The 12,986-nt window shown below is 66.3% G+C and carries 18 protein-coding genes and 3 pseudogenes; 6 read left to right on the forward strand and 15 right to left on the reverse strand.

From position 1 onward, the window contains the following. Positions 1-35 precede the first annotated feature (35 nt). The 4 genes from E6W36_RS22105 to rpmB are packed head-to-tail and all read right to left on the reverse strand — an operon-like array spanning position 36 to position 1,078. Positions 36-197 (reverse strand): hypothetical protein, encoded by a 162-nt coding sequence (locus E6W36_RS22105; RefSeq protein WP_222872565.1) that lies wholly within the window; start codon positions 195-197, stop codon positions 36-38. Beyond that, positions 185-544, reverse strand: a complete 360-nt coding sequence (locus E6W36_RS22110) for an ATP-binding cassette domain-containing protein (protein WP_342776650.1) — start codon at positions 542-544, stop codon at positions 185-187. Before E6W36_RS22110 ends, E6W36_RS22105 begins: the two co-directional genes overlap by 13 nt. Then, entirely contained in the window at positions 475-756 is a 282-nt protein-coding gene (locus E6W36_RS22115) for an ATP-binding cassette domain-containing protein (RefSeq protein ID WP_342776651.1), read from the reverse strand. The genes E6W36_RS22110 and E6W36_RS22115 overlap by 70 nt, the downstream gene beginning before the upstream one ends. 31 nt (positions 757-787) lie before the next feature. Then, entirely contained in the window at positions 788-1,078 is a 291-nt protein-coding gene (gene rpmB, locus E6W36_RS10540) for a 50S ribosomal protein L28 (protein ID WP_222872566.1), read from the reverse strand. A 234-nt stretch (positions 1,079-1,312) separates the two neighbouring features. Here rpmB and E6W36_RS10545 point away from each other — a divergent pair, with 234 nt between their 5' ends. Then, positions 1,313-1,990 (forward strand): glutathione S-transferase family protein, encoded by a 678-nt coding sequence (locus E6W36_RS10545; protein WP_222872567.1) that lies wholly within the window; start codon positions 1,313-1,315, stop codon positions 1,988-1,990. Positions 1,991-2,202: 212 nt separating this feature from the next. Here E6W36_RS10545 and fdxA read toward each other — a convergent pair. The 3 genes and pseudogenes from fdxA to E6W36_RS23390 all read right to left on the reverse strand — a co-directional run. Continuing rightward, positions 2,203-2,536 (reverse strand): annotated as a pseudogene (gene fdxA, locus E6W36_RS23385) (ferredoxin FdxA). 86 nt (positions 2,537-2,622) lie between these two features. Next, positions 2,623-2,997 (reverse strand): S4 domain-containing protein, encoded by a 375-nt coding sequence (locus tag E6W36_RS10555; protein WP_281277292.1) that lies wholly within the window; start codon positions 2,995-2,997, stop codon positions 2,623-2,625. Between the two features lie 595 nt (positions 2,998-3,592). Further along, positions 3,593-5,574 (reverse strand): annotated as a pseudogene (locus E6W36_RS23390) (helicase-related protein); the annotation flags it as partial. 278 nt (positions 5,575-5,852) lie between these two features. On the opposite strand from E6W36_RS23390, the gene E6W36_RS10575 reads away from it, so the two are divergent. The 4 genes from E6W36_RS10575 (at position 5,853) to E6W36_RS10590 (ending at position 7,338) form a co-directional block, all read left to right on the forward strand. Further along, positions 5,853-6,104, forward strand: a complete 252-nt coding sequence (locus E6W36_RS10575) for a hypothetical protein (RefSeq protein WP_222872571.1) — start codon at positions 5,853-5,855, stop codon at positions 6,102-6,104. Beyond that, entirely contained in the window at positions 6,101-6,403 is a 303-nt protein-coding gene (locus E6W36_RS10580) for a hypothetical protein (RefSeq protein WP_222872572.1), read from the forward strand. The genes E6W36_RS10575 and E6W36_RS10580 overlap by 4 nt, the downstream gene beginning before the upstream one ends. 80 nt (positions 6,404-6,483) lie before the next feature. Further along, positions 6,484-6,744, forward strand: coding sequence for a hypothetical protein (locus tag E6W36_RS10585; RefSeq protein WP_222872573.1), 261 nt, complete (start codon positions 6,484-6,486; stop codon positions 6,742-6,744). A 63-nt stretch (positions 6,745-6,807) separates the two neighbouring features. After that, on the forward strand, positions 6,808-7,338 hold the full coding sequence (locus E6W36_RS10590; RefSeq protein WP_246048315.1) for a M23 family metallopeptidase: 531 nt from the start codon (positions 6,808-6,810) through the stop codon (positions 7,336-7,338). A gap of 2 nt (positions 7,339-7,340) precedes the next feature. Here E6W36_RS10590 and E6W36_RS10595 read toward each other — a convergent pair whose 3' ends face one another. From E6W36_RS10595 to E6W36_RS10605, 3 genes are all read right to left on the reverse strand, one after another. Continuing rightward, positions 7,341-8,036, reverse strand: a complete 696-nt coding sequence (locus tag E6W36_RS10595; protein WP_222872575.1) for a class III extradiol ring-cleavage dioxygenase family protein — start codon at positions 8,034-8,036, stop codon at positions 7,341-7,343. A 153-nt stretch (positions 8,037-8,189) separates the two neighbouring features. Continuing rightward, positions 8,190-8,651 (reverse strand): NfeD family protein, encoded by a 462-nt coding sequence (locus E6W36_RS10600; protein ID WP_222872576.1) that lies wholly within the window; start codon positions 8,649-8,651, stop codon positions 8,190-8,192. Positions 8,652-8,683: 32 nt separating this feature from the next. Beyond that, positions 8,684-9,616 carry an SPFH domain-containing protein gene (locus tag E6W36_RS10605; protein ID WP_222872577.1) on the reverse strand — a complete coding sequence of 311 codons (933 nt, stop codon included), beginning with the start codon at positions 9,614-9,616 and terminating at the stop codon, positions 8,684-8,686. A gap of 186 nt (positions 9,617-9,802) precedes the next feature. On the opposite strand from E6W36_RS10605, the gene E6W36_RS10610 reads away from it, so the two are divergent. Then, the gene (locus E6W36_RS10610; RefSeq protein WP_222872578.1) at positions 9,803-10,054 is read left to right on the forward strand and encodes an MmcQ/YjbR family DNA-binding protein; all 252 of its coding nucleotides are present in this window, start codon (positions 9,803-9,805) and stop codon (positions 10,052-10,054) included. A 98-nt stretch (positions 10,055-10,152) separates the two neighbouring features. On the opposite strand, the gene E6W36_RS23395 is transcribed toward E6W36_RS10610, so the two are convergent. From E6W36_RS23395 to E6W36_RS18910, 5 genes and pseudogenes are all read right to left on the reverse strand, one after another. After that, positions 10,153-10,470 carry a LysR substrate-binding domain-containing protein gene (locus tag E6W36_RS23395; RefSeq protein ID WP_222872579.1) on the reverse strand — a complete coding sequence of 106 codons (318 nt, stop codon included), beginning with the start codon at positions 10,468-10,470 and terminating at the stop codon, positions 10,153-10,155. Next, the gene (locus E6W36_RS23400) at positions 10,455-10,985 is read right to left on the reverse strand and encodes a LysR family transcriptional regulator (RefSeq protein ID WP_222872580.1); all 531 of its coding nucleotides are present in this window, start codon (positions 10,983-10,985) and stop codon (positions 10,455-10,457) included. The genes E6W36_RS23395 and E6W36_RS23400 overlap by 16 nt, the downstream gene beginning before the upstream one ends. Positions 10,986-11,182: 197 nt before the next feature. Next, on the reverse strand, positions 11,183-12,343 hold the full coding sequence (locus tag E6W36_RS10625) for a methyl-accepting chemotaxis protein (RefSeq protein ID WP_222872581.1): 1,161 nt from the start codon (positions 12,341-12,343) through the stop codon (positions 11,183-11,185). Positions 12,344-12,444: 101 nt separating this feature from the next. Next, a pseudogene (locus tag E6W36_RS23990) lies at positions 12,445-12,495 on the reverse strand (hypothetical protein); the annotation flags it as partial. After that, positions 12,482-12,784, reverse strand: a complete 303-nt coding sequence (locus E6W36_RS18910; protein WP_342776879.1) for a cache domain-containing protein — start codon at positions 12,782-12,784, stop codon at positions 12,482-12,484. The pseudogene E6W36_RS23990 and the gene E6W36_RS18910, both read right to left, overlap by 14 nt. Positions 12,785-12,986: the final 202 nt, after the last annotated feature.

The raw sequence follows: 12,986 nt of genomic DNA on the forward strand, positions 1-12,986 counted from the left end.
GTGCAGGTCTGCGATCTCGACCACCCGGCCCTCGATCAGGGTCGCCGCCGTGACGCCCGCCTCGATCGGGCGGTGTGCGGGAGGCGCTGCGCGACCTCGGCGAGCGGACCGGAGTCCGTGACCGTGCCGCCCTGCATCAACACCAGATGATCGGCGAGCTTCAGCACATCGCCGAAGTCATGGGTCACCAGCAGCATGGGAATGTCGAGGGTCGTACGCAGGCGGGCGAGCAGCCCCGGATGTCGATGCGGCGCGCTGCATCCAGCGCGGCCATGGGTTCATCGAGCAGCAGCAGGCGCGGCGCGGACAGCAGGGCGCGGCCGATCGCGACCCGCTGCTTCTCGCCGCCGGACAGGGTGCCGGGCAGGCGCTCCAGCAGCGGCATCAGGTCCAGCAGCTCCAGGAGATCGGCATGCCCGACGATGGGTGCCGCGCGGGCGTGGCGCTGGCCGTAGCGCAGGTTCGCGGCGACGCTCAGGTGCGGGAACAGCCGGGCATCCTGGAACACCACGCCGATCCGCCGCCGCTCCGGTGGCTGATCCACCCGGCCGCGGCGTCGAACAGCGCCGTGTCGCCGATGGCGATACGGCCGCGCTGCGGGCGCAGCAGCCCGGCAACCGCCATCAGCAGGCTGGTCTTGCCGCACCCCGACGGCCCGAACAGCGCGGTCACACCGCTGCCGGGCGCACGGAAAGCCGCGCGAAGCTGAAAATCGCCCCGCGCGGCCTCGATATCGATCGTGATGTCCGCCGTCATGCCGGATCGCCGTGGCGACCGGTCATGCGCTTCAGGCAGCCGGCTGCTGCTTCTTCTCGATCAGGCGCTTCAGGCGGCGCGCCTTGATCGACAGTTGGGCGTCGCGGGTCTTCAGCAGCCAGGAGTCAAGGCCGCCGGCATGCTCGACCGAGCGCGCACCGTGGGTGGTGACGCGGAAGCTGTAGCCGGCACCCAGCGCATCCGAAAGGAAGGTGATGTTCTGCAGGTTCGGCAGGAAGGTCCGCTTGGTGCGGTTGTTGGCGTGGGACACGTTGTTGCCCACTTGCCGACCCTTGCCTGTCAATTCACACACACGCGCCATGGCTCAAAACCCTATTCCATTCCGTGGGCGCACAGCCCAAGTTCCGATGTCGGCGGCGATTGGATGTGCGCTTCACGCGCGCCGCCGGAAAAGAAGGCGGGTCTATAGTCGAGACCGCCGCGCGCGTCAATGTAAGAGTGTCGCGCGGGCTGGCGACACTTCGTTCGCGCACCACACCTGACCACGCGCGCCGCAGGGGATTATATCATGCGCTCCACTGTCAAGGAGGCATGCATGATCACGCTCTACACGTCCGCTACGCCAAACGGCCACAAAGCCTCGGTGACGCTCGAGGAGATGGGCCTTGCCTATACCGTCCAGCCGATCAAGCTCTCGGAAGGGACGCAGAAGGAACCGTGGTTCCTGGCGATCAACCCCAACGGCCGCATTCCGGCGATCGTCGACCACGACGAGGGCGATTTTGCCGTGTTCGAGTCCGGGGCGATCATGATCTATCTGGCCGAGAAGTCGGGCATGTTCATGCCAGCCGACGCCAAGGGGCGATCCCGCGTGCTGCAGTGGCTGATGTTCCAGATGGGCGGCATCGGCCCGATGATGGGGCAAGCCAACGTGTTTTTCCGCTACTTCCCGGAAAAGATCCAGCCAGCGATCGACCGCTACCAGAACGAGACCAAGCGCCTGTTCGGCGTGCTCGACGGGCATCTGGCGCACAGCGAATTCCTGGCCGGCGACTATTCGATCGCCGATATCGCCAACTTCTGCTGGGTGCGCATCCACGACTGGTCGGGTGTCGACATCGCCCCGTTCCCGAACCTGAAGCGCTGGATGGATCAGATCGCGAAGCGTCCGGCGGTGCAGCGTGGCCTCAAGGTGCCGGAAGATACCTCGTTGAGCGACAAGGACCAGAAGAAGGAAGAGCTGATCCAGTCGGCACGCAAGCTGCTCGTCTAGATGTGAGCTTTCACCAGCCTGCTAGAGTCTGATGACATTGGATGGGATCGCCATTCCGATCTTCGCTGGAGCAGGCTGTAAAGTCCGCTCGTGGTGAGCCTGGACGAACCACGAGCCGCTCAGCCCTTCGTCCAGCTCAGGGTGAGCGGCGCGTGTGCAACCGCGCGATGGCGTGTGGGTCAACCTAAAGTCATCAGGCTCTAGAAATCGCGCTACCGCTTGCCGGGCTCGGCCGAGAAATACTTGTCGAACTTGCCGTCCACGCCCTTGAAGTCGTCGGCGTCGTCGGGCGTCGGGCCTTTTCGGTGATGTTCGGCCAGAGCGCGGCATATTGCGCGTTCAGTTCCTGCCATTTTCCAGGCCCGGCTCGGTGTCCGGCAGGATCGCCTCCGCCGGGCATTCCGGCTCGCACACACCGCAGTCGATGCACTCGTTCGGGTTGATGACGAGCATGTTCTCGCCCTCGTAGAAACAGTCGACCGGGCAGACCTCCACGCAGTCCATGTATTTGCATTTGATGCAGGCTTCGGTGACCACATAGGTCATGGCGGGTTCCTCCGGACGGATGATGGCGGCTGCACGGGGCAGGTCAAACGCGTGCTAGCGCGGGCCTTCCCACGCCGTCAAGCGCATCACGCCGGGCAGGCCGCATAGTGCTCGGTAGCAGCGTGCGCGAACGTTGGGCGCGGCTCCGGGCTCAAGTCCTCGTAGAGTTCCCGCGCGACCGTAAACGGCCCGCGATGTTCGGCCAGGCCCAGCACCTTGACGACGACAACGCGCCCGCCCTTGGGGAAGCTGACGATGGAACCGGGGCGCACCGTCGCATGCGATTTGTCGATCACCCGCCCGTCGAGCCGCAGGTGGCGGCTGGCGCACATGTCGGCGGCCTCCGACCGGGACCGGAACAGCCTGACGAACCACAACCATTTGTCCAGTCTTTGTCCCGGGCCATGGGCGGCTTGGTCGGGCTGACAGACGTGCGACGGGTTCGGGCGCTGTTTCGGCATAGGCAATGGTCTCCTGTCTGGGCTTCTCTCTTCTTCAGCGGCGCAGCTGCGCCAGGACGGCAAATGGCGAATGTTCAGGCGCTGCAGCGGGTGCGGGACGGCGCACGGCGGGCGCAGCCCCTTCCACTGGAACGCGATGGTCTTGGCTTGCCCGCCGGCATCCTCGCTCGGCGGTGCCAGCTTGCGGCGATAGCCGAGCGTGGCCAGCAGGTGGCCGAAGTCGCTGCGGGTCAGGCCGGTCGAGCAGATGAGCTGATCCGGCGGCACCACCGGCGCATTGCCGGCCCGCGCAGGGCGCTGGCGATCCGCTCGACGATATCGATCCGCACCAGCTTCGGCCCGACCGGCCAATAGCCCGCCATGGTATAGAAGGCGTCGGCGACCCCGGCATGCGGTCGATCGAGACTGCGCTTAGGTCTGGCAGAGGCTGGTGCGCGCCGTACCGCACCGACCAGAGCGCTGCGCGCCAGCGGGTCGGCTCCGGCTTCAGCAGGCGCGGCAGGTAGATGTGGTAGGCGCCGATGCGCACGCCGCAGGCCGCCAGCCGCCGGCGTTGCGCCTTGGTGAGGGCGTTGACGATCCCCGCGGCTGCGTCTCGACGCACCACGCCGAGCTGGTCGAGCAGTTGTACCGCCAGGCCGCGTGCGGCACCCTCCAGCCGGTCCGGGTTGCTGATGGCGAGCGCCTCGCGCAACTGGGCAAGCGGCGCCAGTTCCTTGTCGACTTGCGCGGTCAGCCAGCGGTCGAGCCGTTCGAGCACGCGGGCGCGGTCCTGCGGCGGCAGTGCCATGGCACCGGCGGCCAGCCGGATGCGCGGGCGCAGCATGTCCTGCCCGGTCTCCAGCGTCGCGACCATCGCGCCGCGCCAGCACACGCCGACCCGCGGCGCGCTGACCTCGGGGCAGAGGCGGAAGTCCGTCGCCTCGCTGCCGGCGAGCGCACGGGCGCGGCGGCCCATTTCGCCCTCCAGCGCCCGCTCGGCGGCCGCCATCACGCGGCGTTTGTCGCTATGGCTGCTCAAGGGGTCGACCGAGAAGGTGAAGCCGGACAGCGTGCCGATGGCCGTGCCGTCGACTTCGACCGCGCCGTCCGCCGCGACGCCGACGGCCACGGCGCTGGCGTCGCGCAGTTCCCGCAGCAGCACGGCCGTGCGCCGGTCGACGAACCGCTGGGTCAGCCGCTCGTGCAGGGCGTCCGAGAGTTTTCCTCCAGCTCCTTGGTCCGTCCCGCCCAGTGGGCCGGATCGTCAAGCCAGCCGGCCTGATGCGCGATGTAAGCCCAGGTGCGTACGCCGTCGATGCGGGCGGCCAGCGTGTCGATGTCGCCGTTCACATTGTCGAGACGGGCGACTTCGGCGCCGATCCAGTCGTTGGGGATCGTGCCGTTCCCTTCGGTCAGGTGACGATACAGCCGTTGTACCAGCCGCGCGTGATTGTCCGGCGAGATCTTGCGGTAATCGGGAAGCTGGCAGGCGGCCCAGAGCTTGCGGATCGCCTTTTCGCCGCGCGCGCGCTGCTGGACCTCCGGCTCCAGCGCCAGCACGCGCAGCACGGCCAGATCGACGGCATCGGCCGGGCGCGACAGTTCGGGGCGTGGCGGGCGTACATCCAGCGATGCGATCAGCGTGCGCACCGAATGAAAGTCGAGCACGGCGTTGCGCCATTTCAGTTCGGTGAGCGCCGGGACGACATGCCCTTCGACCGCCAGCATTTCCTCAGCGGTCAGGCCCGCGTCCGGATCGCTGCCGAGTGCGACCGAGCCGAAACTGCCATCCTTGCGGTGGCGCCCGGCACGGCCCGCGATCTGGCCGATTTCCGAGAGCTTGAGCCGGCGGAACCGGCGGCCGTCGAATTTATGCACCGCCGCGAACGCCACATGGCCGATGTCCATGTTGAGGCCCATGCCGATGGCGTCGGTCGCCACCAGATAATCGACCTCGCCCGCCTGATACATCGCCACCTGGGCGTTGCGGGTGCGCGGGCTCAGCGAGCCCATGACCACGGCGACCCCGCCGCGCTGGCGACGTAGCATTTCGCCAAGCGCATAGACCTGCTCGGTCGAGAAGGCGACGATCGCCGAGCGTTTGGGCAGGCGCGAGCTTGCACGCGCCGACCCCGGTCAGGGTCGAGAAACGCGGTCGGCTGATGATGTCGGCATCCGGCAGCAGGGCCCGGATAAGCGGCGCGATGCTGGCCGAACCCAGCACCATGGTTTCATCGCGCCCGCGCGCGCGCAGCAGACGATCGGTGAAGATATGGCCGCGCTCTTCATCCGCACCCATCTGTGCCTCATCGAGCGCCAGAAACGCCACATCGCGCTCCAGTGGCATGGACTCGGCCGTGCAGAGAAAATACCGCGCGCCGGGCGGGATGATTTTTCCTCGCCGGTAATCAGCGCGACCTGGTCAGCGCCCTTGGCGGCGACCGTGCGGTCATAGACCTCGCGGGCCAGCAGCCGCAGTGGAAAGCCGATCATTCCGGAGGAGTGGCCAAGCATGCGCTCGACAGCGAGGTGGGTCTTGCCGGTGTTTGTCGGCCCGAGGACTGCGGTGACTGGCGGCGTCCGATGGTGACCCATAAGCGTACCCTGACCTCACGAACAGGGAAGATCAAGCCGATTTCGACTATCCATAGTAGGGAATTGTGAAGAATACGCTACAGTTCGTAGGGAAATTTTTGTCCTTCTGTCCTGAATCGGGACAAGCGGCTGACAATCGAGCGATTTCAGTTTGACTTGGCCGAATCGCGACGGCACAGATGAAGAATCATCGAGTGCGACGGGAAATCCGCGACTCGCAGTCTTTGTGCAGGCAGGTGACGCACAGACATGATCCCGGTTCCGACTTCAGGCTCGCGATGAACGCCGATACCGCGCTTGCTTTCGCCCCTGTGGGTTTTGCCGTTGCCGCCCAGCGTGGCCAACCTGCGCCCTGGGCGGTGGACCTGGGCTACCGGATCGGCTCGGCGGAGTGGTGGCGCGGGTTTGCGACGCTTGGTGCCATGCTGTCCTGCGCCCTGCTGGCGATGCAGGCGATCGAAAGCCCGACCCCGCCATCCCGCTTCCCGGATGCCATGTCCGCATCGCAGCGCGAGCTGCTCGCCCCTTGACCATCGGTCCGCTCGCCGACGGTGGCCGGACCGGGGCCAGAGTGCCGATGACGCCGCAGGTGCGTGCGCTCGCCGCGCCGCTGGAGCCGGCGAGCGTTTCCGCCAGCACCCGCATGCGCCGGGGTGAAAGCCTGGCGAGCGCGCTGGCGCGCGCCGGCGCGTCCCGCAGCATCGCCAAGGATGCGCAAAGGCGCTGGAGGCTCAGCTCGGCACCCTCGGGTTCGAGGGCGGGGCCGCGCTGCATGTCACGCTGGGCCGTCGCCTCAGCGCCGATGAGCCGCGCCCGCTTGATGCGCTGAGCTTTCGCGCTGCGTTCGACAAGGTCGTCGAGGCGCGCCGCCTGGGCGGCCAGCTTCTCGCGAAGGCGATCCCGCTGCAGGTGGTCGATGCGCCGGCGCGCATCGAGGTCGGTCGGCTCCAGCCTGTATGTCGCGGCGCGCCGTGCCGGTGTGCCGGCTGGACTGGTCAACCAGTATGTCAAGCTGCTGTCCTTGGCGTCGACTTCCAGCGCGATGTCGTCGCCAGTGACCGCTTCTCCCTGGTCTTCGAGCGCAAGATCGCGGAAACCGGCGAGGTTCGTACCGGCAAGCTGCTCTATGCCGCGCTCATGCTCAAAAATCCGGCAAGACGCTGGAGCTGACCGGCTTCGCCCTCCGGCGGCGCGCTTGAATATTTCCACGCCGACGGCGTGTCCGTGAAGCGCATGCTGATGAAGACGCCGATCGAGGGCGGCTTCCGCCAGACCTCCGGCTTTGGCATGCGCCGGCATCCGATCCTCGGCTACAGTCGCATGCACAAGGGGATCGACTTCGCCGCGCCGACAGGCACACCCGTGCTGGCGTCTGGCGCTGGCACGGTCGCATCGGCGGCCTTCAACAGCGGTTACGGCAATGTGATCGTGCTGAGCCACGGTCAGGGCTTCCAGACCCGCTACGCCCACCTGAGAGGCTTTGCGCGCGGTGTGCGCACCGGCGCACGCGTCGAGCAGGGCCAGGTCATCGGTTATGTCGGCACGACGGGCCTCTCGACCGGCCCGCACCTGCATTACGAAGTCTATCTGAAGGGCGCAGCCGTCAATCCTGCGGACAGCAAGCTGCCGACCGGGCGCTGGCTCGCCGGCAGGGACCTGGCGAACTTCAAGGCGCAGCTTGCGGCCATGCGCGCCATCTCGCCGAACGTCAGCCCGGCCGAAGTCCTCGCCGAGCACGACATCAAGCCGAGCAGCCGCAGCTAGCTTTATTCGAACACGAAGACGCTGGTGCGGGTCGGGGCGTCTTCGGCGTTGCAGATCTCGCTGCGGACGCTGGCGCCCGGCCCGGCCGCGCCGAGCGCGGTGAATAGCGGCATCAGCGACTGCTCCTGCGGCTCAGGCGTCACCGTGCATTCGAACCGTTCGCGGTAGTCCAGCAGGTCGTCGATGCGTCCGCTCTGCAATACCTTGTTCATCCAGGCCATGAACCCGGCCATGTCCTTCGGTTGCGCGGTATCGCCGCATGTGACCCCGCCGCAGCCGAGCACCAGAACGTCGCGGGTGCGCAGCTTGTCCAGATGCAGGCCGAGACTATAGTGGTGCAGTGCGCCGCGCAGGCTCAGCAGCGACACTTCGACGATGGGCGGCATGTCCTTGTGAAACATGAAGGCGACCGGCCAATGGCTGCCGTCGCCAAGATGTTCGACCCGCAGCGGCACTGCAACCGTCGCGCCGATGGCGCCTGCGACCATGGCCGCCGCCGCTTTGCCCGCCGGCGTCTCCACGCCATTCGCCGTCACCAGGCGCACCTGCACTGTCGTCGTGCGCCACTGATTGGAAATCAGCGCGATCGCCTGCGGTCGGGGCAGGCGGTCGCCCAACTTCTTCAGGGCACGCTTCGTCGCCTGGTCGCTGGGCGACTGGCTCGGCGTGCAGTTACAGACGAAAACTGCGGGGATCATGACGTTTCTCCAAGCATGACCCCATAGATGTCAGGAGAAACCGGGGGCGACTAGTGCGAGACTCGCGAAAGCAGTGTTTCGCGTACGGGACTCGATCGGGGTGTGCAGGGTTCGATCGCATGCGACCGGCCCTTTTGGCCGAATGGGCCAGCTTCAGGGATTGACCGGCGCGACCACCAGCTGTGCGCCTTCGACGCCGATCACCTTGACCATCCTGCCGTTCGGCATGTCCGGCCCGCGCACCAGCCACGCGGTGTCGCCGACACGGGCGCGGCCTGTACCCGCTTCAATCGGTTCGATCAGCTTCAGGGTCTGGCCGACGAGCTGGTCGCCGCGGCGATTGAGCAATGGCGCGGCGGAGACGATCGGGAAGCGGCGAAGCAGGGTGCGCAGCACGACGACATTCAGAACCGCAAACACCGCGAACAGCATGAATTGCACCTCGACCGCCGGACTGGCAGCCACGGTCAGGAAACCGGTCATCATGCAGGCGATGCCGACCCAGAGCATGAAGGACCCCGGCGCAAAGATTTCCAGCGCTGAAAGGATCAGGCCCGTAGCCACCCACCACCAGCCGTAACCGGTGTCGCCGCTCATTATTTCCGACAGACTCATGCGCGCCTCGCGAAAGACCAGGATACCGTTGATTACCGCTGTCCGGCCGGCTTGTCATCCGGGCGAATGGCGGCCAGCAGTTCCGAAATGCCGCCGACAGAGCCGGCCAGGGACGACAGTTCCAGCGGCATGAAGATCGTCTTGCTGTTGCTGGACTGGGCGAACGCGGTCATCGCCTCCACATATTTCTGCGCAACGAAATAGTTGATCGCCTGCGCATTGCCGGCGGCTATCGCCTCGCTGACCATGGTGGTCGCGCGGGCTTCGGCCTCGGCTTCGCGCTCGCGCGCCTCGGAGTCGCGGAATGCGGCCTCGCGCCGTCCTTCGGCCTCCAGAATCTGCGCCTGCTTCTGGCCCTCGGCGCGCAGGATTTCCGCACTGCGGGCACCCTCGGCCTCAAGGATGGTCGCCCGCTTTTCCCGTTCCGCTTTCATCTGCCTGGCCATGGCGTTGGAGATGTCGGCGGGCGGCCGGATATCCTTCACTTCGACGCGGGTGACCTTCAGGCCCCAGGGGTGGGTCGCCTGGTCGATGATGGTCAGCAGCCGCGCATTGATCGCATCGCGCTGCGACAGGGTCTCGTCGAGGTCCATGGACCCCATGACCGTGCGCAGATTGGTGGTGGTCAGGTTGAGAATCGCGAGCACGAGATCGGAGACCTGGTAGGCAGCGGATGCCGCGTCCAGAACCTGGTAGAACACCACGCCGTCGACCCCGACCATGGCGTTGTCGCGGGTGATGATCTCCTGGCCGGGGATATCGAGCACCTGTTCCATCATGTTGATGCGCCGGCCGACCCGGTCAACGAACGGCACGATGAGGTGGAAGCCGGGCCGCAGGGTCTTGGTGTAACGGCCGAAACGCTCGACCGTATATTCAAAGCCCTGGCGTACGGTCACGACGCCGGCTGCGACCGTGAAAAACGCCAGGATCGCCAGAATGAGCGCGGCAATGGTTCCAGCCATGTCCTTCCCCTATGCTTTGGCGCGACTGTGCGCAAAGATCAGGGCATCTGACAAGCCTAGCAGCAAAGGGGTAGCGGGTCTTTTGAAGCTTTGCCGCTCACCCTGAGCTGGACGAAGGGATGAGCGGCTCGTGGTTCGTCCAGCTCACCACGAGCGATTATCAAAATGACCCACTAGCCGCAGAGGATGCCCATGACGCCAAGCGAACTGAACGCTTTCTGCGCCGCCCTGCCGGCGACGACCCACGTGGTGCAGTGGGGCGGTGCGGATGTCTGGAAGGTCGGCGGGAAGGTGTTCGTGATTTCCAGCACGGGCATCACCTTCAAGGTCTCGCCGATGAGCTATGAAGTCCTGCGCCAGATGCCGGGGCTGCGCCCGGCACCCTACCTGCTTCGCGCGGCATGCTGTGGATCCAGCACTATGCCGAACCCGGGCTGAGCGATGAGGACCTGCAATTCTACCTCGCCGAGTCCCACCGGCTGGTCGCCAGCGGACTGTCGAAAAACGCCAGCGCGAACTGGGCCTGGACTGACCCGTCATTGCAAGCCCGTCAGCCAGGCCACCAGCGCGCGCACCTTCTTCTGTTGCCATTGCGGCTCTGGCGCGCTGAGCCAGTAGCAGCGCGGATCGGGCTGCGCAGGGCCAAACGGCTCGACGAGCAGGCCGCGCGCCAGCAGGTCGGCGACCAGCGGCACCGACGCCAGCGCAACACCCTGACCTGCAAGCGCCGCCTCGATGGCCGCCGCGCTCAGGTCGACGTGCAGGCCATCGCCCGGCCGTGCGTCCGGCACGCCGGCCCGCGCCAGCCAGGCGGCCCAGTCGTTGTCCGCATTGTGGATCAGCGGCGCACGCACATCCGGCGCAGCAACGGCCGCCAGCGCATCCCCTGCAGCAGGTGCGACGGTTGCCCGTCCGGCGCTTGCGGCCCATGCAGGATCGCCAGATCGATGTTCGCCTGCGTGAAATCGATCGGGCCGGTGCTTGCGAACAGCCGCAGGCTGAGGCCTTCGTTCTGCGCCCGATACGCCGCGAGCCTTGGCGCGAGCCAGCGCGCGGCGAAGCTTGCCGGCGCGGAGATGGTCACGACCGTCGACGCCTGCCCGACCTGCAGCAGCGCGACCGACTGTTCGAAATGGCTGAAGCCCAGGCGCAGGGATGGCAGCGCCGCTTCGGCTTCCGCCGTCAGTTCCAGGCCGCGCGTGGTGCGCCGGAACAGCACGACGCCCAGCAAGTCCTCCAGCGCACGGATATGCTGGCCAACGGCGGCCGGGGTCACCGCCAGTTCGTCTGCGGCGCGCGTGAACGAGAGGTGGCGCGCCGCCGCATCGAACACGCGCAGGCCATTCAGAGGCAGATGCGTTCGCTTCATGCGCCAGAGGGTTAGGCGGACCTGCGCCTCAGCGCAAGCCGCGCAGTCTCAAGCTCGTGCCTCAGTTTGAAACCTCCCCGCTCACCCTGAGCTGGACGAAGGGTGAGCGGCTCGTGGTTCGTCCAGCTCACCACGAGCGGATGTTCAAACTGAGACACGACGAGTCTCAACGCCGCAGCCAGCGGTGCGAGCGCGGCTCAAGCGGCGCGCAGATCCCGCAGCCGTGCAGCCAGTTCGCTCGCCATGCTTGTGGATTGCGCATCGAGCATGGTGGTGGAGCTGACCACGGCACCGGCCTGCTGGTCCGCCGCCTGCGCCAGCGCCTTGATGTTTTCCACCTCGTCGTTCAGCACGTCCACGGTCTCGACCACCACGCGCGTCGAGCGGCTGATCTCCGCGGTACTGGCCGCCTGCTCGCGTACTGCTGCCGAAATCTCGGAGGATATCTCGTGCACGGTTTCCACCTGCTGCGCCACGGCACCCATGGTGGCGACGCTGCGCTCCGTATGCGCCTGGATTTCGCCGATCAGCACGCTGATATCCTGGGTCGCCTTGGCGGTTTGGGTGGCAAGACCCTTGACCTCGCTGGCGACGACCGCGAAGCCGCGCCCGGCGTCGCCGGCGCGTGCCGCCTCGATGGTGGCGTTGAGCGCCAGCAGGTTGGTCTGCTCGGCGATATCCTGGATCAGTTCGACGACGGCGCCGATCCGGTGCGACGCTTGCGACAGGCTGGCGATGGTCTGGGTCGATTCCGAGGTTTGCCGGGCCGCCTTTTCGATCTCGACGGCCGCAACGCCGATCTTGCGCTCGATTTCCCGGACGGACGCAGACATTTCTTCGGTTGCTGCTGCAATCGCTTCGATGTTCTCGCAGGCGATGTTGCTTTTGTCGGCGGCAAGGGCACAGCTTGCCAGCGTGGCGGATGCACCCTGCCGCATCGTCTCCGATGCCTGCCCGAGTTCCTGCAGCGCCTGCGTCACCCGATCCATGGACTCCGCGACCTGATGCTCCATCGTGCCGGCAAGGGACGCCACGAATTCCTTGCGCTGCTCTGCGGCGGCGGCCTGCTCTTCCGCCCGGCGTCCGGCTTCGGCGCTTTGCAGCGCGAGCTGTTCCGTGATGCGGTTCTTCTCGAGCTCCTGCAATTCCTGTGCGGCCTGTGCGGCTTCCGCCTCCAGACGGTTCCGCTCGACCAGAGCGTCGCGCAGCGCATCGAGCGCCCGCGCGATCTCGCCGACTTCATCGGTGCGACCCTGACTTGGGACATCCATGTCAAGGCGGCCCTCCGCAAGAGCACGGGTCGTGTGAGCGATCTCGGTCAGAGGCTTGAGGGTGCGCCGCAGGTACCAGGCGATCATCAGGCGCCGGCCAGCCCGACGCCGAAGGCGATCTGCAGCAGCTTGCTGCGGGCAGCCTGGACATGCTCGAGAAATTCGGACTTCTTCAAGCCGACATAGAGGATGCCGATGACCTTGCCATCAGCATCCAGGATGGGATCATAGGCGGTATAGAAGGGGTGCCGAGAATATCCGCGGACCCGCGATAGGGTTTGCCCTGCTGGAAGATCGCCTCGTAGGCGGCGTTTTTGGCCAGCGGCGTGCCGACTGCGCGGCTGCCGTCCGGCTTTTGACGTTGGTGGAAACGCGCATATCGCCCTGGAACACGGTGGCCGTGCCGCCGACCAGCTCCTTCACGCGATCGACAACCTCAAAATTGTCGTTGACGACGTAGTTATCGCCGACAACCAGTTTGCCGTCCTTGATCGCGAAGCGATCGCCCTTGACTTGAGCACCTCCCAGGCGACACGCATGCTTGAATCCTGTCGCTCCTGCGCCAGCAGCTCAAGCTGCCCCTGGAGCATGCTGCTCGCGGTAAAACCATGAGCGCGAGCGCGAGAAACATGGTGCAAAGCGCGCCAGCGACGATTCGTGCTGACAAGGTCTTGTTGAATCGGGCAAACATGAGCGGCGAGCCTTTCGTTAACCACGCTGATAGGCAGCC

It is taken from the genome of Hankyongella ginsenosidimutans (genome assembly GCF_005144965.1).
Lineage (GTDB): Bacteria > Pseudomonadota > Alphaproteobacteria > Sphingomonadales > Sphingomonadaceae > Hankyongella > Hankyongella ginsenosidimutans.

Coding starts and splice junctions, on each gene's coding strand:
- E6W36_RS10625 (WP_222872581.1), bottom strand. CDS start 12,343: ATGATCGCCTGGTACCTGCGGCGCACCCTCAAGCCTCTGACCGAGATC.
- E6W36_RS10610 (WP_222872578.1), top strand. CDS start 9,803: ATGCCCATGACGCCAAGCGAACTGAACGCTTTCTGCGCCGCCCTGCCG.
- rpmB (WP_222872566.1), bottom strand. CDS start 1,078: ATGGCGCGTGTGTGTGAATTGACAGGCAAGGGTCGGCAAGTGGGCAAC.
- E6W36_RS10595 (WP_222872575.1), bottom strand. CDS start 8,036: ATGATCCCCGCAGTTTTCGTCTGTAACTGCACGCCGAGCCAGTCGCCC.
- E6W36_RS10600 (WP_222872576.1), bottom strand. CDS start 8,651: ATGAGTCTGTCGGAAATAATGAGCGGCGACACCGGTTACGGCTGGTGG.
- E6W36_RS10555 (WP_281277292.1), bottom strand. CDS start 2,997: ATGCCGAAACAGCGCCCGAACCCGTCGCACGTCTGTCAGCCCGACCAA.
- E6W36_RS23400 (WP_222872580.1), bottom strand. CDS start 10,985: ATGAAGCGAACGCATCTGCCTCTGAATGGCCTGCGCGTGTTCGATGCG.
- E6W36_RS10545 (WP_222872567.1), top strand. CDS start 1,313: ATGATCACGCTCTACACGTCCGCTACGCCAAACGGCCACAAAGCCTCG.
- E6W36_RS10605 (WP_222872577.1), bottom strand. CDS start 9,616: ATGGCTGGAACCATTGCCGCGCTCATTCTGGCGATCCTGGCGTTTTTC.
- E6W36_RS22105 (WP_222872565.1), bottom strand. CDS start 197: ATGCTGCTGGTGACCCATGACTTCGGCGATGTGCTGAAGCTCGCCGAT.
- E6W36_RS22115 (WP_342776651.1), bottom strand. CDS start 756: ATGACGGCGGACATCACGATCGATATCGAGGCCGCGCGGGGCGATTTT.
- E6W36_RS10575 (WP_222872571.1), top strand. CDS start 5,853: ATGAACGCCGATACCGCGCTTGCTTTCGCCCCTGTGGGTTTTGCCGTT.
- E6W36_RS10590 (WP_246048315.1), top strand. CDS start 6,808: ATGCTGATGAAGACGCCGATCGAGGGCGGCTTCCGCCAGACCTCCGGC.